The organism is Actinacidiphila polyblastidii, assembly GCF_036353415.1.
Lineage (GTDB): Bacteria > Actinomycetota > Actinomycetes > Streptomycetales > Streptomycetaceae > Actinacidiphila > Actinacidiphila polyblastidii.
Genome location: NZ_JAZEWV010000008.1, coordinates 109044 through 134075, shown reverse-complemented (window position 1 = coordinate 134075; position 25032 = coordinate 109044). Strand labels below are relative to the sequence as shown.

The following is a 25032-nucleotide window of genomic DNA, read 5'->3' as shown; positions in this document are numbered from 1 at the left end:
GCCGTCAGGACCTCTCGGCGGCGGGGGCCGGGACCGGGGAGCCGGCCGCGACGCGGCGGCCGGCGGGCGGGCGCACCACGCCCGCGCCCACGACCAGGCCCAGCGTGAGCACCGTGACCAGGGTGAACGACACCGTGAGCGAACTCGCCCCGGCGATGCCGCCGATGGCCGCGGGGGCCACCAGCCCCGAGGTGTAGGTGACGGTCGCGACACCCGCTATCGCCAGGCTGGGGACGGGACCGCGGCGCCCCGCGGCGGCGAAGCACAGCGGGACGACCACCGAGATGCCCACGCCTATCAGGCCGAAGCCGGCGATCGCCGGGGCCGGGGCGTGGGCGAGGACCACCAGCAGACCGCCCGCGGTGGCGACCACCCCGCCGGTCCTGATCGCGGCGACCGCGCCGAGCCTGCGCACCACGAGGTCGCCCAGCAGCCGGGTGACCGCCATCGTGCAGGTGAAGGCGGTGTACGCGAGCGCCGCCGTGGCGGGAGAGGCGTGGGTGATGTCGCGCAGGTAGACCGCGCACCAGTCGGCGCTGCCGCCCTCGGCGAACACCCCGCAGAATCCGATCGCGCCGATCACCAGCGCCGCCCGCGGCGGCAGCGCGAAGCGCGGCGGCGCGTCCTCGTCCGCCTCGGGGTGGATGTCCGGTGCGTGCGCGCAGGCCAGGTAACCGGTGACCAGCAGCACCGCGGCCATCGCCGGGAGGTGCACCCGGCCGTCGAGGCCGGCGTGTGCGGCCGGCACGCCGATCGCCGCGCCGACCAGCGTGCCCACGCTCCACATGCCGTGCAGGCCCGACATGATCGACTTGCCCTTGTGCTCCTCGACGGCGACGCCGAGCGCGTTCATCACTACGTCCGCCATGCCCGCGCTCGCGCCGAAGGCGAGCAGGCCCAGGCAGAGCCAGGGCAGGCCGGGCGCCACCGCGGGCAGCACCAGCGACGCGCACCACAGGGCGAGCAGCAGCCGGAGCGCGGTGCGCGAGCCGAGCCGGTGCATCAGCCGGCCGGCCAGCGGCATCAGCGCCATCGAGCCGAGCGCCGGGCAGACCAGCGCGAGGCCCAACTGGCCCGCACTCAGGCCCAGATGGTCCTTGATCCAGGGGATGCGGGTGGCGAAGCTGCCCTGCACGGCGCCGTGCACCGCGAACGCGGTGGCGATGGCGAAGTGGGCCCGGCGGACCCTGGCTGCGGACCAGGTCCGGGCGGCGTCGGTGTCCATGCGCCGTAAACTATCAGGAAGCCTGCCTGAAAGTTAAGGGGATCGACCGCCGCCTCCGCGGCGCCCCGGGCCCGGTCTGGAAGGATCGTCCGCATGACCGTCTCCCGCGCGCACCCCGGGCGGGGCGCCTCGCCCCGTACCGCCCGGGCCATCAACGACCGGCTCGCGCTGCGCCTGCTGCAGCATGAAGGGCCGCTCACCGCCGGGCAGTTGAAGGAGCTGACCGGCATGTCCCGGCCCAGCGTGGCCGATCTGGTGGAACGCCTCCAGGAGTCCGGCCTGATCGAGGTCGTCGGGCAGGCGGGGGCGGCCAACCGCGGGCCCAACGCCCGGGTCTACGGCATCGTCGCGGCACGCGCCCACGTCGCCGGCTACGACGTCCGCATCGAGTCCGTCGGCGTCGAGATCGCCGACCTCCTCGGCCGTACGGTCGCCCGCGCCCGGCTCCCCGTCGCGCCGGACACCCCCGCGGCGCGCACCATCGAGGACGGCATCGAACTGCTGCGCGGCGCGGCCCAGGAGGCGGGCGTCGCCGCCCTGCACACCGTCGCCTTCGGCGCGCCCGGCGTGATCGACCCGGTGACCGGCAGGCTCGGCGCCTCGCACGCGCTGCCGGCCTGGCACGGCGACCTGGTCGACGAGGTCCGCAAGCGGTTCGGCGTCCCGGTGCTGCTGGAGAACGAGGTCAACCTCGCCGCGGTCGCCGAGCAGCGCAGCCGCCCCGACGGCGACGCCGACACCTTCGTACTGCTGTGGCTCGGCGGCGGGGTCGGCGCCGCCGTGGTGCTCGACGGACGGCTGCGGCGCGGCATCTCCGGCGGCGCGGGGGAGATCGGCTTCCTGCCGATCTCCAGGACCGGGGAGCTGCCCACCGCGGTGGACTGCGACAAGGGCTACCACGGCATGGTCGGCAGCCGCGCGGTCCGCGCGCTGGCCCGCGAGCACGGCCTCGCCGCCGCCCCTGCCTCCCGCCCCGCCGTCGCCGACGACGCGGACGCGGCGGCCGCCGCGGTACGGGCCGCGCTCGCCGCGGGCGACGCGGGGGAGGGGTTCCTCGACGAGCTGGCCGAGCGGATCGCCCTCGGGGCGGCCGCGATGTGCACGGTGCTCGACCCCGGCCGCGTCGTGCTGGCCGGCGAGGTCGGGCAGGCCGGCGGAGCCGACCTCGCCGCCCGCGTGGCCGACCGCCTGGCGCGGCTCTCGCCGCTGCGCACGGTGGTGCAGAGCACTGCCGTGGAGAGCGCCCCCATCCTGCGCGGCGCGGTCATCACCGCCCTCGACGCCGCCCAGGACGACCTCTTCGCGCCGCAGGCCTGAGCGGTTGCGGTGCCCCGCAGCCCCGTATCCGCCCGCTCGGCCGTCGCGCCCCCGCCGCGGGCCGAGTCCCGCCGAGCCGATGCGCGCTCGGCGAGCCGAGTCCGGTCAGGCCCGGGCCCGGAGACCCTGCGGGCCTGCGGCGGGCCGCGTCGGTGGCCTCCGCGCTACGGGTCTCGGGCCACTTCAGCCGCCGCGCGGGCCGCAGGCCGGACCGCCCCCCGCCCTGCGGGCGTGGGCCCAGCCGCTCGGCCGCCGCGCCGCCGGTCGCCGAGCCGGCGCCTTCCGCCCTGCGGGTCGGGGCCCGGCGAGCCGTCCTCCGCGGTGCGGGCGCGCACCGCGGAGAACGAGCGCGCCGAGCCGGCGCCCGCGCCGCGGGAATGACCTCGTCCCCGGCCCCGCGGGGGTGGGACCGCGCGGTCGGCCGCCGCGCCCGCTGATCTCCGCGCCCGGGTCCGGGCCCCGCGGGCCCGGGGCGCCTCGGGCCGGTCGCCAGGGCAACCCCGGTGTGAGAGAGCGCACAAAAAGGGGCTGGAGCCCGGGGTGCCGGGCGTGGCAGACTGAGGAGCAGAAGTGATGTTCGCGCACTCCGGGGTCGGTGAAATTCCGAACCGGCGGTTACAGTCCGCGACCCGACCGCAGCCGGCGGCCGGTTGACCAGGTGAAATTCCTGGACCGACGGTTAAAGTCCGGATGGGAGGCAGTGCGCGGCGGGCGTTCACCCAGGGTGTCGTCGCCGCAGGCGGACTCGCGCTCCCCGCGCGAAGTCGCAGGCGTCCCGGCAGCCGTGAGAGCCCCCGCTGAGTCCCAACGCCCCGGAGTCCGTGCCCGATGAGGCAGGAGGACCCGGTGGCCACCACCACGGAAACCGACGCGATGCGCCGCGCGATCGCGCTGTCCGCGCGCGCGCTCGGCGCCACCTCACCCAACCCCGTCGTCGGCTGTGTGATCCTCGACGCGGCCGGCGAGGTCGCCGGCGAGGGCTGGCACCGCAAGGCGGGCGGCCCGCACGCCGAGGTGCACGCGCTGCGTGCGGCAGGCGACCGGGCCCGCGGCGGCACCGCCCTGGTGACGCTCGAACCGTGCAACCACACCGGCCGCACCGGCCCCTGCGCCCAGGCGCTGATCGAGGCCGGCGTCGCCCGCGTCGTCTACGCCGTCGCCGACCCCAGCCCGCAGGCGTCCGGCGGCGCGCAGACCCTGCGCGCGGCCGGCGTCGACACGGCGGGCGGCCTGCTCGCCGCCGAGGCCGAGGCCGTCAACACCGCCTGGCTCACCTCCGTCCGCCTCGGCCGCCCGCACGTGCGCTGGAAGTACGCCGCGACCCTCGACGGCCGGATCGCCGCCGCCGACGGCAGCAGCCGCTGGATCAGCTCCCCGCAGTCGCGCGCCGACGTGCACCGGCTGCGCGCGCGGTGCGACGCCGTCGTCGTCGGCTCCGGCACGCTGCTCGCCGACGACCCGCACCTGGCCGTACGCGGCGTCGAGGACGCCGTCCAGCCGCTGCGCGTCGTCGTCGACACCCGGGCCCGCGTCACCGCCGGGGCCCGCGTGCTGGACGACGCGGCGCCGACCCTGGTCGCCGTCGGCAAGGACGCGGACACCGCGCACCTGCCGGGGGTCGACGTGGTCCGGCTGCCGTACGGGCCGGACGGCACCGGCCTCGACGTGACCGCGCTCCTCGCCGAGCTGCACGGCCGCGGGGTGCGCTCGGTGCTGCTGGAGGGCGGCCCGACGCTGGCCGGCGCGTTCGTCGCGGCCGGCGCGGTCGATGCGGTCACCGGATACCTCGCCCCCGCGCTGCTCGGCGCCGGGCCCGCCGCCCTGGCCGGCGGCGGAATCAGCACCATCGCGCAGGCGTTGCGGCTCGACGTGACCGACGTCGCCCGCCTCGGGCCCGACCTGCGCGTCACCGCCGTCCCCACTGCCCAGGAGAGCTGAAATGTTCACCGGAATCGTCGAAGAACTGGGTGAGATCACCGCCGTCGAGCACCTCGGCGACGCCGCCCCGGCCACCGCCGCGCGGACCTCGGGGCGCGCGGCCCGGTTCACCGTCCGCGGGCCCGTGGTGACCGAGGGCGCCAAGCACGGCGACTCCATCGCCGTCAACGGCGTCTGCCTGACCGTGGTCGAGTTCGGGGACGGCGCCTTCACCGCCGACGTGATGGCCGAGACCCTGGACCGCTCCAGCCTCGGCGCGCTCACCCCCGGCTCCCGGGTCAACCTGGAGCGCCCGATGGCGCTCGGCGGCCGGCTCGGCGGCCACCTCGTGCAGGGCCACGTCGACGGCACCGGCACGGTCCTGGACCGCACTCCCGCCGAGCACTGGGAGATCGTCAGGATCTCGCTGCCCGCCGCGCTGAGCCGCTACGTGGTCGAGAAGGGCTCCATCACCGTCGACGGCATCAGCCTCACGGTGGTCGAGGCGGCCGCGGACTGGTTCAGCGTCAGCCTCATCCCGACCACCCTCGCGCTGACCACGCTCGGCATCAAGCAGGCCGGCGACCCGGTCAACCTCGAGGTCGACGTCATCGCCAAGTACGTCGAGCGGATGATGGCGGGCGGCGAGCCGGTGGGCACACCGCACCCGGAGGCCGTCAAGTGAGCGCGCTGCACTGGCTGGACAGCGAGGCGTTCACCGCCTTCGACCAGCACGTCATATGGTCGGACATGATCGGCAACCTGCTCGGCCTCGGCGCCCTCGCGCTCGGCTGGCGGCGCGCGATGCTCACCTGGCCGGTGCAGCTGCTCTCCGGCGTGGTGCTGGTCGCCGCCTTCTGGAGCGCGCACCTGGGCGGCGGCGTCGGCAAGCAGTTCGTGGTGATCGCCATGGCCGGGTGGGGCTGGGCGCGGTGGCGCAGCGGCCCGCAGGACAGCGGCCGGGTCGCGATCAGCTTCGCCACCTGGCGGCAGCGGGCGGTGCTGGTGGCGGCCACCGCGGCCGGCACCGTCGCGGTCGCCTCGCTCTTCCTGGCCTACCCCACGCTGTCGTGGAACCCGTGGCCGGACGCGTACATCTTCGTCGGCACGCTCGCCGCGATGTACGCCCAGGCCCGCGGCTGGGTCGAGTTCTGGTTCGCGTGGCTCGCCGTCGACCTGGTCGGCGTCCCGCTCAACTTCCACAGCGGCCTGCCCTTCTCCGGGCTGGTCTACATCATCTACTTCGTCCTGGTGATCGCCGGGATGTACGCCTGGTGGCAGCAGACCCGCGGCAGCGCGGGCCCGTCCGGCCAGGACCGCACGGACCGCACGGACCACAACATCCAGGGCACCACCGTCGTGGAAGGAGTGACGGCATGAGCGCCGTGACCGTACTGCAGGACGAATGGTCCGATGCCGCACTCGTCCTCGACCCCGTCGAGCGCGCGATCGCGGACATCGCCGCGGGCCGGCCCGTGGTGGTCGTCGACGACGAGGACCGGGAGAACGAGGGCGACGTCGTCGTCGCCGCGGAGAAGATCACCCCGGAGACCGTGGCGTTCATGATGAACGAGTGCCGCGGGCTGATCTGCGTGCCGCTGGAGGGCTCCGTCCTCGACCGGCTCGAACTGCCGCAGATGGTCGCCGACAACACCGAGTCGATGGGCACCGCCTTCACCGTGTCGGTCGACGCGACCTCCGCGCACGGCGTGTCCACCGGCATCTCCGCCGCCGACCGCGCGGCCACCATCCGGCTGCTCGCCGAACCCTCCTCCACCGCGGGCGACTTCGTCCGGCCGGGACACGTCTTCCCGCTGCGGGCCAGGGCCGGCGGCGTGCTGACCCGCGCCGGCCACACCGAGGCCGGCGTGGACCTGGCGCGGCTCGCCGGGCTGCGGCCCGCCGCGGCGATCGTGGAGATCGCCCTGGAGGACGGCACGATGGCCCGGCTGCCGCAGCTGGTGCCGTTCGCCCGCAAGCACGGCCTGGCGATCATCTCCATCGAGGACCTGATCGCCTACCGCCGCTCCGCGGAGCCGACCGTCCGCCGCGAGGCCCGCACCACGCTGCCCACCGCCTACGGCGACTTCAGCGCGTACGGCTACCGCAGCACCGTCGACGGCGTGGAGCACATCGCGCTGGTCGCGGGGGACCTCGGCGACGGCACGGACGTCCTGGTGCGGGTGCACTCCGAGTGCCTGACCGGCGACGTCTTCGGCTCCCAGCGCTGCGACTGCGGCCCGCAGTTGCAGGCCGCGCTGCGCCGGATCGCCGAGGCCGGCCGGGGCGTGGTGCTGTACCTGCGCGGCCACGAGGGCCGCGGCATCGGCCTGCTGTCCAAGCTGCGCGCCTACGAACTCCAGGAGCAGGGCCGGGACACCCTCGACGCCAACCTGGAGCTGGGCCTGCCCGCCGACGCCCGCGACTACGGGGCGGCCGCGCACATGCTGGCCGACCTCGGGGTGCGCTCGCTGCGGCTGATGACCAACAACCCCGACAAGACCGGCGCGCTGGTACGGCACGGCCTGGACGTGCTCGGCCGCGAGCCGGTGCCGGTGGCCGCGGGCGAGCACAACCTGCGCTACCTGCGCACCAAGCGCGACCGGATGGGCCACGACCTGCCCTGGCTCGACGCCGCCGGCCACTGACGGCGCGGCCCCGGCAGCACCCGCGCCGCCCGTACGACCCGCACCACCCCGTACGACCCGCACGACCCGCACGAAGCAACCCACCTGTACGAGTACCGAGGAGACAAGCACGTGAGCGGTAAGGGCGCCCCCGAGCTGACCGTGAAGAACTGCGGCGACCTGCGGGTCGCGGTGATCGCGGCGCAGTGGCACACCCAGGTGATGGACGGGCTCGTCGACGGGGCCGTCCGCGCCCTGCGCGACCTCGGCATCGACGAGCCGACCCTGCTGCGGGTGCCGGGCAGCTTCGAACTCCCGGTCGTCGCCAAGGTGCTGGCCGGCCGCGGCTACGACGCCATCGTCGCGCTCGGTGTGATCATCCGCGGCGGCACCCCGCACTTCGAGTACGTCTCGCACGGCGTGACCGCCGGGCTGACCCAGGTCGCGGTGGAGAGCGGCGTGCCGGTCGGCTTCGGCATCCTGACCTGCGACACCGAGGAACAGGCCCTGGACCGGGCCGGCCTGCCCGGCTCGAACGAGGACAAGGGCCACGAGGCGGTCACCGCGGCGGTGGCCACCGCGACCATCCTGCGCTCAGTATCTGAACCGTGGCGGTGACCGGGGCCCGCTTCCCCGTACGCTAGGACCACCATGGCGAACAAGACATTCGAGGAGCTCTTCACCGAGCTCCGGCACAAGGCCGCCAACGGCGACCCCCGTACGTCCCGCACCGCCGAACTGGTCGGCAAGGGCGTGCATGCCATCGGCAAGAAGGTGGTCGAGGAGGCCGCCGAGGTGTGGATGGCGGCCGAGTACGAGGGCGCCGACGCGACCGCCGAGGAGATCTCCCAGCTGCTCTACCACGTGCAGGTGATGATGGTCGCCCGGGGAATCTCCCTGGACGACGTCTACGCCCATCTGTAGAGCGCCGACCGCGGTGCGCCGCCCGCGCGGCGCCGTGCCGCACCCCCGCCGATGACGAGCCCGCCGCCGGCATGCCCGCCGATGACGGGCGTGCCGACGACGTGCCGACGGCACGCCTGCCGAGAACAAGAACGCCCGCACTCCAGAGAAGGAACCCGTGCCCATGCTGCGCATCGCCGTCCCGAACAAGGGCTCACTGTCCGCACCGGCGTCGGCCATGCTCCATGAGGCCGGGTACCGCCAGCGCAAGGAGTCCAAGGAGCTGGTGATGGTCGACGCCGCGAACGGCGTCGAGTTCTTCTACCTGCGCCCGCGGGACATCGCGATCTACGTCAGCTCGGGCCGCCTCGACATCGGCATCACCGGCCGCGACCTGCTGCTGGACTCCGGGGCCAACGCCGAGGAGATCCTGCGGCTCGGCTTCGCCCGCTCCACCTTCCGCTACGCCGCCCGGCCCGGCACCGCCGAAGGCGTCCAGGACCTCAGCGGCAGGACGGTGGCCACCTCGTACGAGGGCGTCGTTGAGAAGCACCTCGCCGACAACGGGGTGGACGCCTCCGTGGTCCACCTGGACGGCGCGGTGGAGACCGCGATCAAGCTCGGCGTCGCCGACGTGATCGCGGACGTGGTGGAGACCGGCACCTCGCTGCGCAACGCGGGCCTGGAGACCTTCGGCGAGCCGATCATGGAGTCCGAGGCGGTCGTCGTCCGGCGCACCGGCGCCGACCCGCAGGACCCCAAGGTGCAGCAGTTCCTGCGCCGCCTCCAGGGCGTCCTGGTCGCCCGCCGCTACGTGATGATGGACTACGACATCCGCGTCGAGCAGGTCGAGCGGGCCGTCGCGCTGACCCCCGGCCTCGAGTCGCCGACCGTCTCCCCGCTGCACCACGAGGGCTGGGTCGCGGTCCGCGCCATGGTCCCCACCGCCGACGCCCAGCGGATCATGGACGAGCTGTACGAGCTGGGCGCCCGCGCCATCCTCACCACCGGCATCCACGCCGCCCGGCTGTGAGCGGCCGCCAGGACCTGCCGGTGACCTTCCGGCCGGTCGTCACCCGGGTGCTGCTGCTCTCGCTCGGTGTGGCGCTGCTCGCCGTGCTCAGCACGGTCGCGGTGCTCATGCCGCACGACGGCGCGTCGCCCTGGAAGACCGGCGACCGGGTGACCGTGGTCTGCACCGGTGTGCTGATCTGCGCCGTGCTGGCGCTGCTCGCCCGCCCCAAGGCGGTCGCCGACGCGGACGGGCTCACTGTGGTCAACCTCACCGTGCGGCGGCGGCTGGCCTGGGCCGAGATCCTAGGGGTGCACCTGCGGCAGGGCGACGCGTGGGTGCGCCTCGATCTCGCCGACGGCACCAGCCTTGCGGTGATGGGCATCCAGCCCGGCATCGCGCGCGAGCAGGCGCTGCGCGACGCGCGGCGGCTGCGGGCGCTGGCCGAGGAGCTGGGCGAGGCCCGCGGCGAGCGGGCCGCCGGGCCGCACTGAGACCGGCAGCCGGGCCCGGCACCCGGGCCCGGCACCGCGCGCAGGAGCGGCCGGCAGGGGACCGCCGACCGGAACCGGTGGCGCCGTCCTTCGCGCCTTCGGCCGCAATGACTACCCTGGATGCGAGCCGGGACCGTCCGGCTCGCACCGCCGACCCGCCCCCGCGCCCCCGCGGGGCGCCGACCAGCCGAGGAGTGACACTCACACCCCGATGGACGAACCGTCCTGTAGTACCTGCGCCGCCCCTTCTCCCGGGCCCTCCCGGACGTTCGGAGCGGCGGCATCATGAGCACCTCCCTGCTGCTGCTCGCAGCGGCCTTCGTCCTGATCCTCGCCAACGGCTTCTTCGTCGCCGCGGAGTTCGGCCTGGTGACGGTGGAGCGCCCGGCCGCCGAACGCGCCGCGGCCGAAGGCGACCGCCGGGCCCGCAGCGTGGTGGCGGCCCTGCGCAAGCTCTCCTTCCAGCTGTCCGGCACCCAGCTCGGCATCACCATCACCTCGCTGGTCGTCGGCATGCTCGCCGAGCCCGCCCTGGCCCACCTGCTGACCGGCCCGCTGCGCGCGCTCGGGATACCCCACGGGGCCGCCCCCGGCGTCGCCGTGGTGCTCGGCCTGGTGCTCGCCTCCGCCGTGCAGATGGTGATCGGCGAGCTGGTCCCCAAGAACTGGGCGGTCTCCCGCCCGCTGGCCGTGGCCCGGATGGTGGCGGGCCCGCAGCGGGCCTTCTCCCGCGCCTTCCGCCCGGTGATCGAGGTGCTCAACAGCGCGGCCAACCGCCTGGTGCGGATGCTCGGCGTGGAGCCCGCCGACGAGCTGGCCTCCGCCCGCACGCCCACCGAGCTGGTCTCGCTGGCCCGGCACTCCGCGCTCGCCGGGGTGATCGAGCAGGACACCGCCGACCTCTTCGTGCGCACCATGTCGCTCGGCGACCTCATCGCGGAGAACGTGATGACGCCGCGGGTGCGGGTCAGCGCCCTGGAGGACACCGCCACCGCGGCCGACGTGCTCAACCTCACCCGCGCCACCGGCCTGTCCCGCTTCCCCGTCTACCGCGAGCGGCTGGACGACATCACCGGCATGGTCCACCTCAAGGACGCCCTCGCGGTGCCGGGCGAGCTGCGCGACCGGACCCCGGTCGGCCGGATAGCGGTCGCCCCGCTGCTGGTCCCCGAGACGCTGCCCGCCCAGCTGCTGCTGGAGCTGCTGCGCAGCCAGCAGCCCATCGCGGTGGTCGTCGACGAGTACGGCGGCACCGCGGGGGTGGTCACCCTGGAGGACATCGTGGAGGAGCTGGTCGGCGAGGTCCGCGACGAGCACGACGGCGCCGACCTGCCGGAGCTGGCGCAGGCCCCGGCCGAGCAGGGCAGGCCCGCCTGGGACGCCGACGGCGGCTGCCGGATCGACACCCTGGCCAGGATCGGCCTGACCGCCCCTGAGGGGCCCTACGAGACGGTCGCGGGACTCGTCGCCGACCTGCTGGCGCGGATTCCGGAGCCGGGCGACACCGCGACCCTGCCGGGCTGGCTGCTGCGCGTGGAGGAGGTCGGCCACCATCGCGCCGCCCGGGTGCGGATCGTGCGTACCCAGGAGCCGGCGGGGGAGGAGAACGAGCGATGAGCGCACTCCAACTCCTCTTCGCGCTGCTGCTGGTGCTCGGCAACGGGTTCTTCGTCGGCGCCGAGTTCGCCCTGGTCTCGGTCCGCCGCAGCCAGGTCGAGCCGCTCGCCGCCACGCAGCGGCGGGCCCGTACCGTGCTCTACGGCCTGGAGCACCTGCCGCAGATGATGGCCGCCGCGCAGTTCGGCGTCACCGTCTGCTCGCTGACGCTGGGCGCGGTGGCCGAGCCGACGGTGGCGCAGCTGCTGGAGCCGGTGTTCACCGCCGTGCACGTGCCGGAGGGCCTGGTCCACCCGGCCGGGTACGTGATCGCGCTGGCCCTGGTGGTCTTCCTGCACCTGGTGATCGGCGAACTCGTGCCGAAGAACCTGGCGATGGCCGACCCGGAGAAGGCCGCGCTGCGGCTGAGCCCCGGACTGGTCGGCTTCGCGCGGGTGTTCCGCCCGGTGATCGTGGTGCTGGGGGCGAGCGCCCGGCTGATCCTGCGGGCCTGCGGCGTCGAGCCCAAGGACGCGATCGACGCGGTCTTCACCAGCGCCGAGCTGACCGACCTGATCGAGGACGCCCGGCAGGCCGGCCTGCTCGACTCCGACGAGCAGGAACGGCTGGAGGACGCGCTGGAGCTGGGCACCCGCCCGGTCACCGAGGTGCTGCTCGCCCCGTCGGAGCTGGTCACCCTCGAACCGTCGGCGACCCCGCGGGAGATCGAGGAGCTGACCGTGCGGACCGGCTACTCCCGCTTCCCGGTCGTGGGACCCGCCGCCGACGGGCCCGGCTACCTCGGCTACCTGCACGTCAAGGACGTGCTGGACGTGGAGAACGCGGACCGGCCGGTGCCGCAGCGGCTGTGGCGGCCGATGACCACGCTGCGCGCGGACCTGCCGCTGGACGACGCGCTCACCGCGATGCGCCGTGCGGCCACCCACCTGGCGGTGGTCGCCGACGCCACCGGCCGGGTGCTCGGCCTGGTCGCCCTGGAGGACGTGCTGGAGATGCTGGTCGGCGAGGTGCGCGACCCGGCGCACCGGGACCCGCAGGTGCCGGCCCCCGCGGCTGAGCCGGCCCGGCCGGGCCCGGAGGGGCTGGTGCGCTCGGACCGGGCCTCCGCCTGACCCGCCGGCCGGGGACCCGGCTGAGGCCGTCCGCCGGTCGGGTCGTCCGTCGGTCCGGTCGTCCTACTCGGCCGGGTCCGGCGGCACGCCGGGCCCCCGCCCGGAGAGGACCTCGCCGTACGCCTGCATCAGGTCCGGCAGGCGCAGCGTGGCGAGCTCCTCGCGGGTCGGGGTGGCCGGGTACTCCGACAGCCGCAGGTCGCGGTAGGCGCAGCTCTTCTCGTACAGGGTGCGCAGCAGCCGGCCGTTGCCCAGTTCGTCGACCCAGCCCTGGTCGACGACGTGCCCGCTGATCGCGTGCAGCTCGTCGAGCGCCTCCTCGTCCCAGTGGTCGCCGTTCTCCGCGGCGAGCACCTCGCCGATCCGGGTCAGCTCCACCGGCCGGTAGCTGGGGAAGTCGACGCGGGTGGTGAACCGCGAACTGAGCCCGGGGTTGGCGGCGAGCAGCCGGTCCATGCCCTCCGGATAGCCGGCCAGGATCACCACCAGCCGGTCCCGGTTGTCCTCGGCGCGCTTCAGCAGCACCTGCAGCGCCTCGTCGCCGTACGCGTCGCCCTTGCTGTAGCCGGTGTTGGACAGCGCGTACGCCTCGTCGACGAACAGCACGCCGCCGAGCGCGGAGTCGATCAGCTCATTGGCCTTCACCGCGGTCTGGCCGAGGAACTCGCCGACCAGGTCGGAGCGTTGGGCCTCGACGAGATGGTCGCCGCCGAGCAGCCCGAGCGCGTAGAAGACCCGGCCGAGTATGCGTGCGACGGTGGTCTTGCCGGTTCCGGAGGGGCCGGAGAAGACGAAGTGGCGCTTGGGCGGCTGCACCGGCAGGCCCTGGGTGGCCCGCAGCCTGGCCATCCTCAGCTGCGCGGAGAGCGCCTTGACCTGCCGCTTGACCGGCTCCAGGCCGACCATCCGGTCGAGTTCGGCGAGCGCCTGCGCGAGCAGCACCGGATCGGCGCCGCCCAGCGGCAGTTGGGGCGGCGGGGCGGCGCCGAAGGACGACTGCGACCGGTCGCGGATGCCGTCGCCGAGCGGTCCCGGCGAGATCAGCGGGTCGTCGAGGTCCGGTCCCGCGCCCGCGCCGCCGCCGGCCGGGTCGGCCAGCAGCGCCGACTCCAGGTCGCCGGCGCCCTCGGGGACCGCCTGCCCGGCGCCGGCCAGCGACACCGCGGCCAGACCCACGCCCTCGTCCAGCCCGTCGTCCGTCTCGTGGATCGCGGCCAGCCGGGCCGCGGTGTCCATGAAGGCGGGGTCCACCCGGTGCACGGCCCGGTAGAGCGGCACCGCCGCCGCGGTGCGGCCGGTGCCCTCGTAGGCGCGGGCCAGCCAGTAGCGCAGCTCCTTGCGCTGCGGCTGCTCGCTGCGGCAGCGCATCAGCGCGGCGGCCAGCAGCGGTTCGGCCTGCCCGCACATCTCCAGCCGGACCCGGGCCATGCCGCCGAACAGCCCGGCCTCGATGCCCAGCACCGGATCGCCGAGCAGCGGCTCGGTGTGCCGGACCAGGTGGTCCCAGTCCTTGACCAGGTAGGCGCGGCAGGCGTGCAGGAAGCGGACCTGCGGGTCGGTGTCGACCGGCGGGCAGTCGGCCAACGCCTGGTCCAGCTCGGCGACATGGCGGCCGTCCAGCCAGTGCGAGGCGTGCGCGAGCAGCAGGTCGCGGCTGGTCTCCAGTACCGGCTGCACCCACCAGCCGAGCCAGTACCAGGAGTTGAGGGTGCGCCGGTGGCCCGCGCGCTGCTCCCCGAAGCGGTCCCGGTGCCGGTACATCTGGAGCAGCGCGGTGGAGGTGTCGGCCCGCAGCGCGTGCAGCCCGAGCCAGGCGTCGGCCATCCCCGGGTCCATCCGCACGGCGGCCCTGAACTCCTCCTCGGCCTGCACGTAGGCACCCATGGTGTACGCGTCGACGCCGCGCAGCCAGGCCAGATCGGCCGGGGAACCCGGACGGTCGGTGCCGAAGTCCATCAAGTCCCCACCTATCCGTGCCCCGCCACGCCGACACCCTCGTTCCAACCCGATGGGACCGGGCGGGAGTTGGGGCAGGCAGCAGCACTCCCCAGGCGCTGTCCGACCCCGTTTCGCATCGTACCCGCGATGGTCGCGGCGCCGTAGGGTGCCGCAGCCATCGCCGATGCGCGACGGGGTGCGCGGGGGTGTGTCCGGGGCGCGGGGGAGCGCACCGGCCGGGCGGCGGACGGACGGCCGACGGACGGCCGCCGGATGATCACGGTGGGTGACGACTTCCGGGCGCGAGACGGCCGTCGGGGTCACCAGGGCAGAGCAGAGCCCCCGGTCACGGGGGAACAACCGGGGGCTCCGCGTCTTCTGAGCGGCCGCTTCCGCCGCTGGTTGAAAACGTAATTGCTTGATGCCCGGCCGGTCAAGCGGTGTCGCGGCGGCGGCCTTCGGCGCCTCGGAGGGGATACCGCGGGTCACCGCGCCCCGCCGCCGGGTGATCACTCCCGGTGATCGCCGGCCGCCGGCAGAGCGCGTGCGGCGCGGCCGCCGGGAGCCGCCGCGGCCCGGTATCCGTCGGCGTCGTCGGTCTGACGCACCAGCAGGTCGGCGAACGGCCGGGTGGGATCGGCGGCGAAGTGCGCGTCCTCCGCACGGCTCCAGCCGGTCCAGAAAGGCGCCAACAGCGGTCCGTCCCTGCGCAGTCCGCGCTCCCTGGCGGTGGCCGGGCCGACCTCCAGCCACAGCACCAGGGCGAGCAGCGGGCGCAGTTCGGCGCGGCCGGCGCCGACGCCCTCCAGCAGCACCACCGGCGCCGCAGGGATCTCCCGCTCGCCGCGGAAGGCGTGCGCCGTCCAGTCGTACACCTCGTGGCGTGCGGCGCGGCCCGCGCGCAGCGGGTCCAGCACCTGCCCGGAAAGCCGCCGGGTCCAGCCGAACGGCTGCTCGTGGGTGGCCAGGTCGTCGGTGTGCACCACCGGCGCGCCGTCCAGGGCCGCCGCGAGGCGGGCGGCCAGCGTCGTCTTCCCCGATCCCGCGTGCCCGTCGACCGCCACCAGCCGCACCGGCCCGCAGGAGGGCGCGAGCGCGGGCAGCAGCCCGGCCAGCGCCGGCAGCGTCAGTTCGTCCATGCGCCGAGGGTACGTGCGCCGCCCGCGCCCACCCGCCGCCTGCCCGCTCCGCCGCCTGTCCGCGCGGCCCCCCGGGGGCGGGCCGCGCCGACCTGGGAAGGTACCGGCGGCGACGGCCGCGGGCGTCTACCGTGGGAGGCGTGACCGACTCAGAACCCGCCGCCGGGCCCGACCTCGCCGAGCGGCTCGCACGTGCCCGCAGGGCGGCCGGGGACGCCGGCCTCGACGCCCTGCTGATCGCCCCCGGCGCCGACCTGCGCTATCTGACGGGCTACCAGGCGCTGCCGCTGGAACGCCTCACCTGCCTGGTGGTGCCGGCCGGCGGTGAGCCGTTCCTCGTGGTGCCCGCACTGGAGAAGGCCGCCGCCGAGGCGTCCCCGGCCGGCGGGCTCGGCATCGAGATCGCCGGCTACGCCGAGACCGAGGACGCCTACGCGACGATCGCCCGCCGGCTGCCGCCCGGCACCCGGAACTTCGCGGTCGACAACCACATGTGGGCCGAGAAGCTGCTCGCCTTCCAGGCCGCGCTGCCCGGCGCCCAGGCCGCGCTCGCCGGCGACGTGCTGTCGGTGCTGAGGATGCGCAAGAGCGCCGCCGAGATCGACGCGCTGCGCCGGGCGGGCGCGGCGATCGACCGGGTGCACCGCAGGATCGGCGAGTGGCTCAGGCCCGGCCGCACCGAGCGCGAGGTCGCCAAGGACATCGCCGACGCCGTCATCGCCGCCGGCCACGTCACGGTGGACTTCGTGATCGTCGGCTCGGGGCCCAACGGGGCCAGCCCGCACCACGAGGTCTCCGACCGGGTGATCCGCACCGGCGACCCGGTGGTCGTCGACATCGGCGGCACCACCGCGGACGGCTACTGCTCCGACTCCACCCGCACGTACGCCGTCGGCGAGCCGCCGGCCGCCTTCCGCGAGCTGTACGAGGTGCTGCTGCGCGCCCAGACGGCGCAGACCGACGCGGTCCAGCCGGGCATCACCGCCGAGCAACTCGACGCGATCGGCCGGGACATCATCACGGCCGCAGGGTACGGCGAGCACTTCATCCACCGCACCGGCCACGGCATCGGCATGGAGACGCACGAGGAGCCGTACATCGTGGCGGGCAGCAAGCGGCCGCTGGAGCCGGGGATGGCCTTCTCGGTCGAGCCGGGGATCTATCTGCCCGGCGCCTTCGGCGCGCGCATCGAGGACATCGCGGTGTGCACCGAACACGGCGGCGAACGGCTCAACCTGACCGGGCGTGACCTGGTGGTTCTTCCCGGGTGAGCGCCAGTGGTCGAGACCAATGTTGGTACCGCTGACGCCCCGTAAAGCCTGGTGGAAACGGCAGGCGAACGACGATAGTGGTGCGCATCGCGCCGCGTCCGGCCCTCGGACCCGGCAGACCTCTCCCGTTCACGTCGAGGGAAACCGAGGGGAACTCATGACCCACAACGCGCCCCGGCGTGCCGTTCTGACCGCCGCGCTCGCGGCGGCGGCGGCCACCGCGACCTCGCAGTCCGCGTCCGCCGCCCCGGCCGCCGCGGCTGCCGCCCCGGCGGCGGGCTCCGGCGCCGCCCCGCAGTCCCGGCCGGGCGCCGCCGCGCCCGACGACGCACCGGTCGACTACCACGGCTGGACGTCGCTGCCCGACTGGCTGTTCGGCACCCACGCCGGCACCGTGCCGGTGCCCGGCAGGCGTCCGGGCCTGCGGATCGGCCGGGCCACCGGCACGCTCGACTACACCGACCCGCACACCGGCACCACCGCCGCCTGGGAGTACGCGACGTGGACCTCCCCGGTCCACCACGTGCCCCACCCGGCGAGCGAGCTGATCTCGTCCTGGAACGCACACACCCCGGCCGGCACCTGGCTGCAGGTGGAACTGCTCGGCACCTACACCGACGGCACCGCCACGCCCGCCTACATCATGGGCCGCTGGACCGCGGGCGACGGCCCGGAGGACATCCGGCGCACCTCGGTGGACGACCAGACCGACGGCAAGAGCAGCATCTGGACCGACACCTTCTCCATCGACGACGCCGCCGCGGGCCCGCTGCTGGCCTCCTACCGGCTCCGCCTCACCCTGCTGCGCAAGCCCGGCAGCGGGCTCAGCCCGACCGTGTGGCGGCTGGGCGCGATGGCGTCGAACATCCCGGACCGCTTCACCGTCCCGGCCTCGGTGCCGGGCGCCGGCGCGGGCGTCGAACTGCCGGTGCCGCGGTACTCGCAGAACATCCACAAGGGCCAGTACCCGGAGTACGACAACGGCGGCGAGGCGTGGTGCAGCCCGACCTCGTCCACCATGGTCATCGAGTACTGGGGACGCGGCCCGAGCGCCGCCGACATGGCCTGGGTCGATCCCTCCTACGCCGACCCGCAGGTCGACCAGGGCGCCCGGTACACCTACGACTACCAGTACGAAGGCTGCGGCAACTGGCCCTTCAACGCGGCCTACGCGGCCACCTACCCCGACCTGCAGGGCGTCATCACCCGGCTGCACTCGCTGGACGACGTCGAGCGGCTGATCAAGGCCGGCATCCCGGTGATAACGTCCCAGTCCTTCCTGGCCTCGGAGCTGGACGGCGCCGGATACGGCACCTCGGGGCACCTGATGTGCATCGCGGGCTTCACCCCCGAGGGCGACGTGGTGGCCAACGACCCGGCCAGCTCCAGCGACGACGCGGTCCGCAACATCTACAAGCGCGCCCAGTTCGAGACGATCTGGCTGCGTACCAAGCGGATCAACGCCTCGGGCGGCGTGAGCGGCGGCACCGGCGGCGTCTGCTACCTCTACTTCCCGGCCCAGCCCAGTCCGGGCCAGCGCAGGGCCCTCGCCTCCGTCGGCGTGGTCTGAGCGCGGAGGCGGCCCCCCGGCAAGCCTTGTTGCACGCGGCCGCGCCGCCTGCAACGCGCCCACCGCGGGGCCGCGCGGCCGCCTAGCTTCGGTTCCGGCCGGCACCCGCCGGCCGGAACCGAAGGGGGTCCGATGAAGAGGTTCACGAGGGGGCTCGGCGCCGTCGCCGCGGTGCTGGCGCTGGGCGGCGGAACCGTGGTGCTGGCGTCCGCGCCGGCCGGGGCCGCGCAGGTGAACAACACCATGCTCTGCGAGCCCGACACCGGCTGGTGCTACCAGACCAACCCGCCGTACAACCCCGCCTTCCCGCACGCCTGCCGGTGGGACTACCAGCTGCACAACCTGCACAGCGGCATGTACTACACCGGCTGCACCCCGGGCTACTGGGGGACCGACATCCACTAGGCCGTGTCTGACGCCTCGCCGGTGGTCTGATACCGCGCCGTCCGCCGGCCCCGTCCCCGCACGCAGGGGGGCGGGGCCGGCGGTGCCATGTGGTAGAGACCAATTTTGTGGGTTGCTCTAAAGGTCTGGACCAACTTATTGACGGGTTCGTGTCAGGGCAGGATTCTGACGCCACGTTCCCCCACAGGAGGTCCGACGTGAACCGTCTGAAAGCAATCGGCTCGGGTGTGGCCGCCGCCGCCGCCCTCGCCGTCGCCGGGCTCGGCACCGCAGCGGCCCTCGGCGCCGGGCAGGCCAGCGGCGCCACCGCCTCGGCCAACGCGCTGAGCAACCAGTGGTACGCCGCCGCCCCGTACCTGATGCCGCTGGACAACAACCCGCCGAGCGCGACCGCCATCATGGACGCCACGGGCCTCAAGGCGTTCCAGCTCGCCTTCATCCTCGCGCCCAACGGCGGCGGCTGCAGCCCGACCTGGGGCGGCACCAGCGCGGTCTCCTCCGACACCGCCGTCGGCAGCGTGATCTCCGCGATCCGGGCCAAGGGCGGCGACGTCTCGGTCTCCATCGGCGGCTACGGCGGCACCAAGCTCGGCCAGGCGTGCTCCGACGCGGCGTCCACGGCGGCCGCCTACCAGCAGGTCGTCACCAAGTACGGCCTCAAGGCGATCGACTTCGACCTGGAGGAGCCCGAGTACGAGAACACCGCCGCGGTCTCGCACGAGATCGGCGCCGCCAAGATCCTCCAGCAGAACAACCCCGGCCTCTACGTCTCGGTGACCACCGCGGGCACCGCGGCCGGCACCGGCTGGTTCGGCCAGCAGATGCTCAACGAGGCCAAGGCGCAGGGCTTCACGCCCAACAACTTCTCGATCATGCCGTTCGACGGCGGCTTCAACGGCGCGGCCTCCCAGACCGCCGCGCTCACCGCCTTCAACGGCCTGCTGAAGACCACCTTCGGCTGGGACACCGCCACCGCGTACGCCCACGAGGGCTTCTCCGGCATGAACGGCCGCAGCGACTCGGGCGAGTACTTCTACCAGGCCGACTTCCAGACCGTGCTGGACTACGCGACCAGCCACGGCATGGGCCGCTTCACCTTCTGGTCGCTCAACCGCGACCGCCAGTGCAGCCCGCCCGACAACAACGGCAGCACCTCGGGCACCTGCAGCAGCGTCCCGCAGGCGGCCTGGGACTTCGCCAAGTACTCGGTGAAGTTCGCGGGTGCAACGCCGCCGGTCACCACTCCGCCGACCTCCACCACCCCCACGCCGCCCAACGGGAGCTGCGGGACGGTGCCGCAGTGGACGTCCTCCGCGGTCTACGTGGGCGGGAACGAGGTGCAGCACAAGGGGCACAAGTGGAAGGCCCAGTGGTGGACCACCAACGAGGAGCCCGGCACCACCGGCCAGTGGGGCGTGTGGGTGGACGAGGGGGCGTGCTGACGCCCTGACAGACATCCGCAGGTGAGGATGGCGCGACGCCGTCCGAGACCCTACGGCGGGCCCGCGGAGACCGGCATCCGCGGGCCCGCCGTCACGTCTGCGTGTCCCCGCAGGTGCGCGTTTTCGCAAATGCGCATGCCGGTGCTTGTTGGCTGAAACCGGACGTCGGATCTCCGGTTCTGTGTTTCACTCCGAACAGGTGATCAGTAGCCTCGTGCTGAGGGTCCGTGAGCAACCGCAAACGGCCCGTGGGGCCGCCACCCCGCGCCCCTCCCGTGCCAGACGCGTCCGCCCAGCCCCATGACCTGGAGAGACCAACCGTGACCGACCGTCCGTCGTGGGCCCCACAGGGCGTCGACATCAACGTGCCCAGCGTCTCGCGGATCTACGACTACTTCCTCGGCGGCTCGCACAACTTCGAAGTGGACCGCGAGGCGGCCAGGATCGCGCTCAAGGCGTTCCCCGGCATCCCGAAAATCGGCCAGGCGAACCGCGCGGTGATGCGCCGCGCCGTGCACTTCGCGCTGAGCCGCGGCATCCGCCAGTTCCTCGACGTCGGCTCCGGCATCCCCACCTTCGGCAACGTGCACGAGGTCGCCCAGGCCGCCGACCCCGACGCCCGGGTCGTCTACGTCGACAACGACCCGGTCGCCGTCACCCACAGCCGCGCCGTGCTCGCCGACAACGAGCGCGCCACCATCGCCGCCGCCGACCTGCGCGACCCGCACTCGATCCTGGAGGCCGCCGAGACCCGGCGGCTGCTCGACCTCGACGCGCCCGTCGCGCTGCTGCTGGTCGCCGTCGTGCACTTCCTGTCCGACGCCGACCGCCCCGCCGAGGTCATCGCCACCCTGCGCGACGCGCTGGCGCCCGGCAGCGTGCTGGTCCTCACCCACGCCACCATGGACGGCCCCATCCCGAGCGGCCAGCGCGAGGCGCAGGAGGTCTACCAGCGCACCGCGACCCCGCTGATCATGCGGACCGCCGCCCAGCTGGAACCTTTCTTCGAGGGCTTCGAGATCGTCGAGCCCGGCATCGTCCCGCTGACCTACTGGCGGCCCGACGCGCCGCCGAGCGACGACGACGACCCCGCCGCGCTGCACGGCCTCGCCGGCGTGGGGCTGAAGGCGTGACCACACGTCCGGCCGCGGCCGGGGGCACGGAGGACTCCGCGCCGGAACCCGGCCCGGAGTCCGAGGACAGCCTGCGAAGATTCGCGGCGATATGGAGCCGGGCCATCTACCCGGTGACCGCCACCTGGATGACCCGCGCCGAGTTCGAGGCACACCTGGTGCCGCTGGCCCGCGTGCTGCGCGACTGCCTGGGCGCCCGGCCCTTCGACCCGCGCGCCGCCGTGCCGGTCGGCACCGCGCTGGTCGACGCGCACTGCACCGACCCCGAGGCGCTGCCCAGCATCCTCGGCGTCATCGACGCCTACCTGCTGCTCTACTGCCCCCCGCGCGCCACGATGCCCGCCGACGAGGCCCGCATCCGCTGCTCCCGGCTCCAGCACGCGGTCGCCGTCGGCTTCTCCCAGGCGCTGCGCGAACGCACCCTGCAGGAGCAGGAGTCGCTCTCCCGCGCCGCCCTCGGCGCCCAGACCGAGGCCGAACGGGCCCTGGCCGCCAGCGAGGCGCGGTTCCGCGCGGTCTTCGAGAGCGCCGCCATCGGCATCGGCATCGCCGACATGGACGGCAACGTCCTGGAGATCAACGACGCGCTGACCCGGATGTTCGGCAGCGAGGCGCACGTCATGCGGCGCAACGTCAGCGACTGGGCGCACCCCGACAACGACCCCGCCACCCGCGGCCTGAACGCCGAACTCGTCCGCGGCGAACGCGACGGCTACCACGTGGAGAAGGCGTACCCGCGCGCCGACGGCTCGGTGCTGTGGGCCAACCTCCAGGTGTCGCTGCTGCGCGACGGCGCCGGCCGGCCCCAGTACCAGCTCGCGCTGCTGGAGGACGTCACGGAGCGCCGCGGCCTGCTGCGCCGGCTGCGCCACCAGGCCACCCACGACGCGCTCACCGGCCTGCCCAACCGCGCGCTGTTCTTCGAGCGCCTCGACCAGGCCCTCGCCGACGCCGGCCCGAACGGTGCGATCGGCGTCTGCTACCTCGACCTCGACGGCTTCAAGACCGTCAACGACAGCCTCGGCCACGCGGTCGGCGACCGGCTGCTGGTCGCCGTCGCCAAGCGGCTGCGCGAGTGCCTCACCTCCGAGGACCAGCTCGTCGCCAGGATCGGCGGCGACGAGTTCGTCGCCCTCTACACCTCCCCGCCCGGCCAGCGCGAGGTCACCGAGCTGGCCCAGCGCATCCTGGACGCGCTGGCCGCGCCCGTCACCCTCGACGGCCGCGAACTGCCCGTGCACGGCAGCATCGGCATCGTCCACGGGCCGGTCGGCTCGCGCGCGGCCGCCGACGTGCTGCGCAGCGCCGACATCACCATGTACCGGGCCAAGGAGCTGGGCGGCAACCGCTACGAGGTCGCCGACCCGGACGCCGACGCCCGCGCCATCACCCGGCACGGGCTCACCAACCGGCTGCCCGGCGCCCTGGAGCGCGGCGAGTTCTTCATCGAGTACCAGCCGCTGATCGGCCTCGGCGACGGCGCCGTGCTCGGCGCCGAGGCCCTGGTGCGCTGGTGCCATCCGGTGCACGGGGTGCTCGGCCCCGACCACTTCATCCCGCTCGCGGAGAGCACCGGCCAGATCGTGCCGCTCGGCCGCTGGGTGCTGGAGCAGGCGGCCGCCCAGGCCCGCGCGTGGCAGCTCGCCCACCACGGCGTCGGCCGCCCGCCGCGCGTCAACGTCAACCTGTCGCCGATCCAGCTGCACCACCCCGACCTGGTCGGCGAGGTCGTCGGCATCCTGGAGCGCACCGGCCTGCCGCCCTCCTCGCTCTGCCTGGAGGTCACCGAGTCCGCGCTGATCGGCGCGGACGAGGACACCCTCAAGCCGCTGCGGCGGATCGCCGACCTCGGCGTCGAGATCGCCCTCGACGACTTCGGCACCGGCTACTCCAACCTCAGCTCGCTGCGCTGGCTGCCGGTCAGCGTCCTCAAGCTCGACCGCGCCTTCACCCGCGGGATGCGCCGCCAGCCGGCCGACCCCGTCGACCTGAAGATCGTCGAGGGCATCGTCTCCCTCGCCCACGGGCTCGGCCTGACCGTCACCGTGGAGGGCGTGGAGACCAGGACGCAGGCCGACCACCTGCGGGACCTCGGCTGCGACCACGGGCAGGGCTGGTACTACGCGCGCCCCGGCCCGCCGGAGCACCTGCACACCCTGACCCTCGCCGACGCGAGCTGAGCGGCACCCCCGCCGGGTGAGGGGGGGACCGGCCAGGGCCGCCCGCGACGAGCCGTGCGGACGCCGGACGCCCGCCGATCGCACGAGGACCCGCGGGCGTCCGCCTTCTCCGTTGCCGAGCGCGGCCGGCGCTCGTGACGGCGGCCCGCGGATCGGGCATACTCCAACGCGCCAGAACCGTTGATCACAACGTGCCGCGACCCGGCGCGTGACGGCCGGTTCCGGGGTATTGCTCACCCGACGGCTCCGCCACACCCCGGCGGCGGCCGCCGTCGCCCCCGACAGGGAGGATGTGCCGAAGATGCCGCACCCCGCCTCGCCGAGCCGGCAGCTGCCGACGGAGGAAGCCCGCGACCTGCTCGCGCTCACCCGGGACATCGCCCAGCGCGCGATCGCGCCCACCGCGTCGGAGCAGGAGGACGCCGGACGCTTCCCGCGCGAGATCTTCACGCTCATCGGCGAGGCCGGCCTGCTGGGCCTGCCGTACGCCGAGGAGTACGGCGGCGGCGGGCAGCCGTACGAGGTGTACCTCCAGGTCCTGGAGGAGCTCGCGGCGGCCCGGCTGACCGTGGGCCTCGGCGTCAGCGTGCACACGCTGTCCTGCCACGCCCTCGCCGCCTTCGGCACCAAGCAGCAGCGCGCCGACCACCTGCCCGGCATGCTCGGCGGCGCGATGCTCGGCGCGTACTGCCTGTCGGAGCCGACCTCCGGCTCCGACGCGGCCTCGCTGCGCACCCGGGCGGTACGCGACGGCGACACCTGGACGATCGACGGCACCAAGGCGTGGATCACGCACGGCGGCGTCGCCGACTTCTACACCGTGCTGGCCCGCAGCGGCGGCGAGGGCGCCCGCGGCATCTCCGCCTACCTGGTCCCCGGCGACGCCCCCGGCCTGTCCGCGGCCGCCCCCGAGCGCAAGATGGGCATGAAGGGCTCGCCGACCTCGCAGGTGAACTTCGACGGCGTGGCCGTGCCGGACGCGCGCCGCGTCGGCGACGAGGGGCACGGCTTCGCGATCGCGCTGGCCGCGCTGGACTCCGGCCGGCTGGGCATCGCCGCGTGCGCCGTCGGAGTGGCACAGGCCGCGCTGGAGGCGTCGGTGGGGTACATGCGCGAGCGGCGGCAGTTCAACCGGCCGATCGCGGACTTCCAGGGGCTGCGCTTCATGCTCGCCGACATGGCGACCGGCATCGAGGCGGGGCGCTCCCTCTACCTGACCGCGGCCCGGCTGCGGGACGCCGGAGAGCCGTTCTCGGCGCAGGCGGCCATGGCCAAGCTGTTCTGCACCGACATGGCGATGCGGGTCACCACCGACGCGGTGCAGCTGCTCGGCGGCTACGGCTACACCGCGGACTTCCCGGTGGAGCGGTACATGCGCGAGGCGAAGGTGCTGCAGATCGTGGAGGGCACCAACCAGATCCAGCGGATGGTGGTGGCCCGCCACCTCGCCGGCCCCGAGTCCCGGGACTGACCCGCAGCGCCGCCCCCGCCGAAGGCCGCCCCGGCGGGCGTTGCGGCCACCGCCGGTCAGGTCCGGCCGGGTCCCGGCCTGAGCTTCGCCGGCGGCGAGAACCGGCGGGGTCGCGCCCTCGGGGCGGGGTTCCGGCCACCACCGGTCGGCGCTGGTCTTCGCCGGGGGCGAGGCTCGGCGGGGTCGTCCCTGGCCTGTTGGTCGGATCCGGGCTTCGCCGGCGGCGAGACTCGATGGGTCGCGCCCTCCGGGCGGGCGT

The 25032-nt window shown here is 74.4% G+C and carries 21 protein-coding genes and 1 riboswitch; of the genes, 18 read left to right on the top strand and 3 right to left on the bottom strand.

From position 1 onward, the window contains the following. Positions 1–4 precede the first annotated feature (4 nt). On the bottom strand, positions 5–1225 hold the full coding sequence (locus tag V2S66_RS12860; RefSeq protein WP_330794787.1) for an MFS transporter: 1221 nt from the start codon (positions 1223–1225) through the stop codon (positions 5–7). Positions 1226–1318: 93 nt separating this feature from the next. On the opposite strand from V2S66_RS12860, the gene V2S66_RS12855 reads away from it, so the two are divergent. The 11 genes from V2S66_RS12855 (at position 1319) to V2S66_RS12805 (ending at position 12224) form a co-directional block, all read left to right on the top strand. Further along, positions 1319–2542, top strand: a complete 1224-nt coding sequence (locus V2S66_RS12855) for an ROK family transcriptional regulator (RefSeq protein WP_330794786.1) — start codon at positions 1319–1321, stop codon at positions 2540–2542. Positions 2543–3119: 577 nt separating this feature from the next. Then, positions 3120–3250: riboswitch (FMN riboswitch) on the top strand. A 120-nt stretch (positions 3251–3370) separates the two neighbouring features. After that, a complete protein-coding gene (ribD, locus tag V2S66_RS12850) occupies positions 3371–4480 on the top strand; it encodes a bifunctional diaminohydroxyphosphoribosylaminopyrimidine deaminase/5-amino-6-(5-phosphoribosylamino)uracil reductase RibD (RefSeq protein WP_413966378.1) in 1110 nt (369 codons plus the stop codon). Position 4481: 1 nt separating this feature from the next. After that, positions 4482–5144 carry a riboflavin synthase gene (locus V2S66_RS12845; RefSeq protein WP_330794784.1) on the top strand — a complete coding sequence of 221 codons (663 nt, stop codon included), beginning with the start codon at positions 4482–4484 and terminating at the stop codon, positions 5142–5144. Then, the gene (locus V2S66_RS12840) at positions 5141–5839 is read left to right on the top strand and encodes a nicotinamide mononucleotide transporter family protein (protein WP_330794783.1); all 699 of its coding nucleotides are present in this window, start codon (positions 5141–5143) and stop codon (positions 5837–5839) included. The genes V2S66_RS12845 and V2S66_RS12840 overlap by 4 nt, the downstream gene beginning before the upstream one ends. Further along, complete coding sequence (locus V2S66_RS12835) at positions 5836–7107, top strand: bifunctional 3,4-dihydroxy-2-butanone-4-phosphate synthase/GTP cyclohydrolase II (protein WP_330794782.1); 1272 nt, start codon at positions 5836–5838, stop codon at positions 7105–7107. The genes V2S66_RS12840 and V2S66_RS12835 overlap by 4 nt, the downstream gene beginning before the upstream one ends. A gap of 111 nt (positions 7108–7218) precedes the next feature. After that, positions 7219–7704: a 6,7-dimethyl-8-ribityllumazine synthase gene (ribH, locus tag V2S66_RS12830; protein ID WP_330794781.1), complete on the top strand. Its 486-nt coding sequence runs from the start codon at positions 7219–7221 to the stop codon at positions 7702–7704. Between the two features lie 33 nt (positions 7705–7737). Then, positions 7738–8010: a phosphoribosyl-ATP diphosphatase gene (locus V2S66_RS12825; RefSeq protein WP_330794780.1), complete on the top strand. Its 273-nt coding sequence runs from the start codon at positions 7738–7740 to the stop codon at positions 8008–8010. A 163-nt stretch (positions 8011–8173) separates the two neighbouring features. Then, entirely contained in the window at positions 8174–9022 is an 849-nt protein-coding gene (hisG, locus tag V2S66_RS12820; protein ID WP_330794779.1) for an ATP phosphoribosyltransferase, read from the top strand. After that, a complete protein-coding gene (locus V2S66_RS12815) occupies positions 9019–9495 on the top strand; it encodes a PH domain-containing protein (protein ID WP_330794778.1) in 477 nt (158 codons plus the stop codon). The genes hisG and V2S66_RS12815 overlap by 4 nt, the downstream gene beginning before the upstream one ends. A 285-nt stretch (positions 9496–9780) precedes the next feature. Beyond that, positions 9781–11112, top strand: coding sequence for a hemolysin family protein (locus tag V2S66_RS12810; RefSeq protein WP_330794777.1), 1332 nt, complete (start codon positions 9781–9783; stop codon positions 11110–11112). After that, complete coding sequence (locus tag V2S66_RS12805; RefSeq protein ID WP_330794776.1) at positions 11109–12224, top strand: hemolysin family protein; 1116 nt, start codon at positions 11109–11111, stop codon at positions 12222–12224. The genes V2S66_RS12810 and V2S66_RS12805 overlap by 4 nt, the downstream gene beginning before the upstream one ends. 63 nt (positions 12225–12287) lie before the next feature. Here the strand turns inward: V2S66_RS12805 and V2S66_RS12800 are convergent, their stop codons facing one another. Continuing rightward, positions 12288–14180 carry an AAA family ATPase gene (locus V2S66_RS12800; protein WP_330794775.1) on the bottom strand — a complete coding sequence of 631 codons (1893 nt, stop codon included), beginning with the start codon at positions 14178–14180 and terminating at the stop codon, positions 12288–12290. A 491-nt stretch (positions 14181–14671) separates the two neighbouring features. Further along, positions 14672–15301, bottom strand: coding sequence for a uridine kinase family protein (locus tag V2S66_RS12795; protein WP_330794774.1), 630 nt, complete (start codon positions 15299–15301; stop codon positions 14672–14674). 140 nt (positions 15302–15441) lie between these two features. Here V2S66_RS12795 and V2S66_RS12790 point away from each other — a divergent pair, with 140 nt between their 5' ends. The 7 genes from V2S66_RS12790 (at position 15442) to V2S66_RS12760 (ending at position 24773) form a co-directional block, all read left to right on the top strand. After that, positions 15442–16572, top strand: coding sequence for a M24 family metallopeptidase (locus V2S66_RS12790; RefSeq protein ID WP_330794773.1), 1131 nt, complete (start codon positions 15442–15444; stop codon positions 16570–16572). 157 nt (positions 16573–16729) lie between these two features. Continuing rightward, positions 16730–18142, top strand: a complete 1413-nt coding sequence (locus V2S66_RS12785; RefSeq protein ID WP_330794772.1) for a C39 family peptidase — start codon at positions 16730–16732, stop codon at positions 18140–18142. A 132-nt stretch (positions 18143–18274) separates the two neighbouring features. After that, complete coding sequence (locus tag V2S66_RS12780) at positions 18275–18547, top strand: hypothetical protein (RefSeq protein ID WP_330794771.1); 273 nt, start codon at positions 18275–18277, stop codon at positions 18545–18547. 197 nt (positions 18548–18744) lie between these two features. Beyond that, entirely contained in the window at positions 18745–19989 is a 1245-nt protein-coding gene (locus tag V2S66_RS12775; protein ID WP_330794770.1) for a chitinase, read from the top strand. A 320-nt stretch (positions 19990–20309) separates the two neighbouring features. Beyond that, on the top strand, positions 20310–21122 hold the full coding sequence (locus tag V2S66_RS12770) for an SAM-dependent methyltransferase (protein ID WP_330794769.1): 813 nt from the start codon (positions 20310–20312) through the stop codon (positions 21120–21122). Further along, positions 21119–23302, top strand: coding sequence for a putative bifunctional diguanylate cyclase/phosphodiesterase (locus V2S66_RS12765; RefSeq protein WP_330794768.1), 2184 nt, complete (start codon positions 21119–21121; stop codon positions 23300–23302). The genes V2S66_RS12770 and V2S66_RS12765 overlap by 4 nt, the downstream gene beginning before the upstream one ends. A gap of 301 nt (positions 23303–23603) precedes the next feature. Then, positions 23604–24773, top strand: a complete 1170-nt coding sequence (locus V2S66_RS12760; protein ID WP_330794767.1) for an acyl-CoA dehydrogenase family protein — start codon at positions 23604–23606, stop codon at positions 24771–24773. Positions 24774–25032 lie beyond the last annotated feature (259 nt).

Bases quoted from the DNA above. Each gene is read 5' to 3' on its own strand.
- V2S66_RS12860 (WP_330794787.1), bottom strand. From the start codon at position 1,225: ATGGACACCGACGCCGCCCGGACCTGGTCCGCAGCCAGGGTCCGCCGG.
- V2S66_RS12855 (WP_330794786.1), top strand. From the start codon at position 1,319: ATGACCGTCTCCCGCGCGCACCCCGGGCGGGGCGCCTCGCCCCGTACC.
- ribD (WP_413966378.1), top strand. From the start codon at position 3,371: ATGAGGCAGGAGGACCCGGTGGCCACCACCACGGAAACCGACGCGATG.
- V2S66_RS12845 (WP_330794784.1), top strand. From the start codon at position 4,482: ATGTTCACCGGAATCGTCGAAGAACTGGGTGAGATCACCGCCGTCGAG.
- V2S66_RS12835 (WP_330794782.1), top strand. From the start codon at position 5,836: ATGAGCGCCGTGACCGTACTGCAGGACGAATGGTCCGATGCCGCACTC.
- V2S66_RS12825 (WP_330794780.1), top strand. From the start codon at position 7,738: ATGGCGAACAAGACATTCGAGGAGCTCTTCACCGAGCTCCGGCACAAG.
- hisG (WP_330794779.1), top strand. From the start codon at position 8,174: ATGCTGCGCATCGCCGTCCCGAACAAGGGCTCACTGTCCGCACCGGCG.
- V2S66_RS12810 (WP_330794777.1), top strand. From the start codon at position 9,781: ATGAGCACCTCCCTGCTGCTGCTCGCAGCGGCCTTCGTCCTGATCCTC.
- V2S66_RS12805 (WP_330794776.1), top strand. From the start codon at position 11,109: ATGAGCGCACTCCAACTCCTCTTCGCGCTGCTGCTGGTGCTCGGCAAC.
- V2S66_RS12800 (WP_330794775.1), bottom strand. From the start codon at position 14,180: ATGGACTTCGGCACCGACCGTCCGGGTTCCCCGGCCGATCTGGCCTGG.
- V2S66_RS12795 (WP_330794774.1), bottom strand. From the start codon at position 15,301: ATGGACGAACTGACGCTGCCGGCGCTGGCCGGGCTGCTGCCCGCGCTC.
- V2S66_RS12785 (WP_330794772.1), top strand. From the start codon at position 16,730: ATGACCCACAACGCGCCCCGGCGTGCCGTTCTGACCGCCGCGCTCGCG.
- V2S66_RS12780 (WP_330794771.1), top strand. From the start codon at position 18,275: ATGAAGAGGTTCACGAGGGGGCTCGGCGCCGTCGCCGCGGTGCTGGCG.
- V2S66_RS12760 (WP_330794767.1), top strand. From the start codon at position 23,604: ATGCCGCACCCCGCCTCGCCGAGCCGGCAGCTGCCGACGGAGGAAGCC.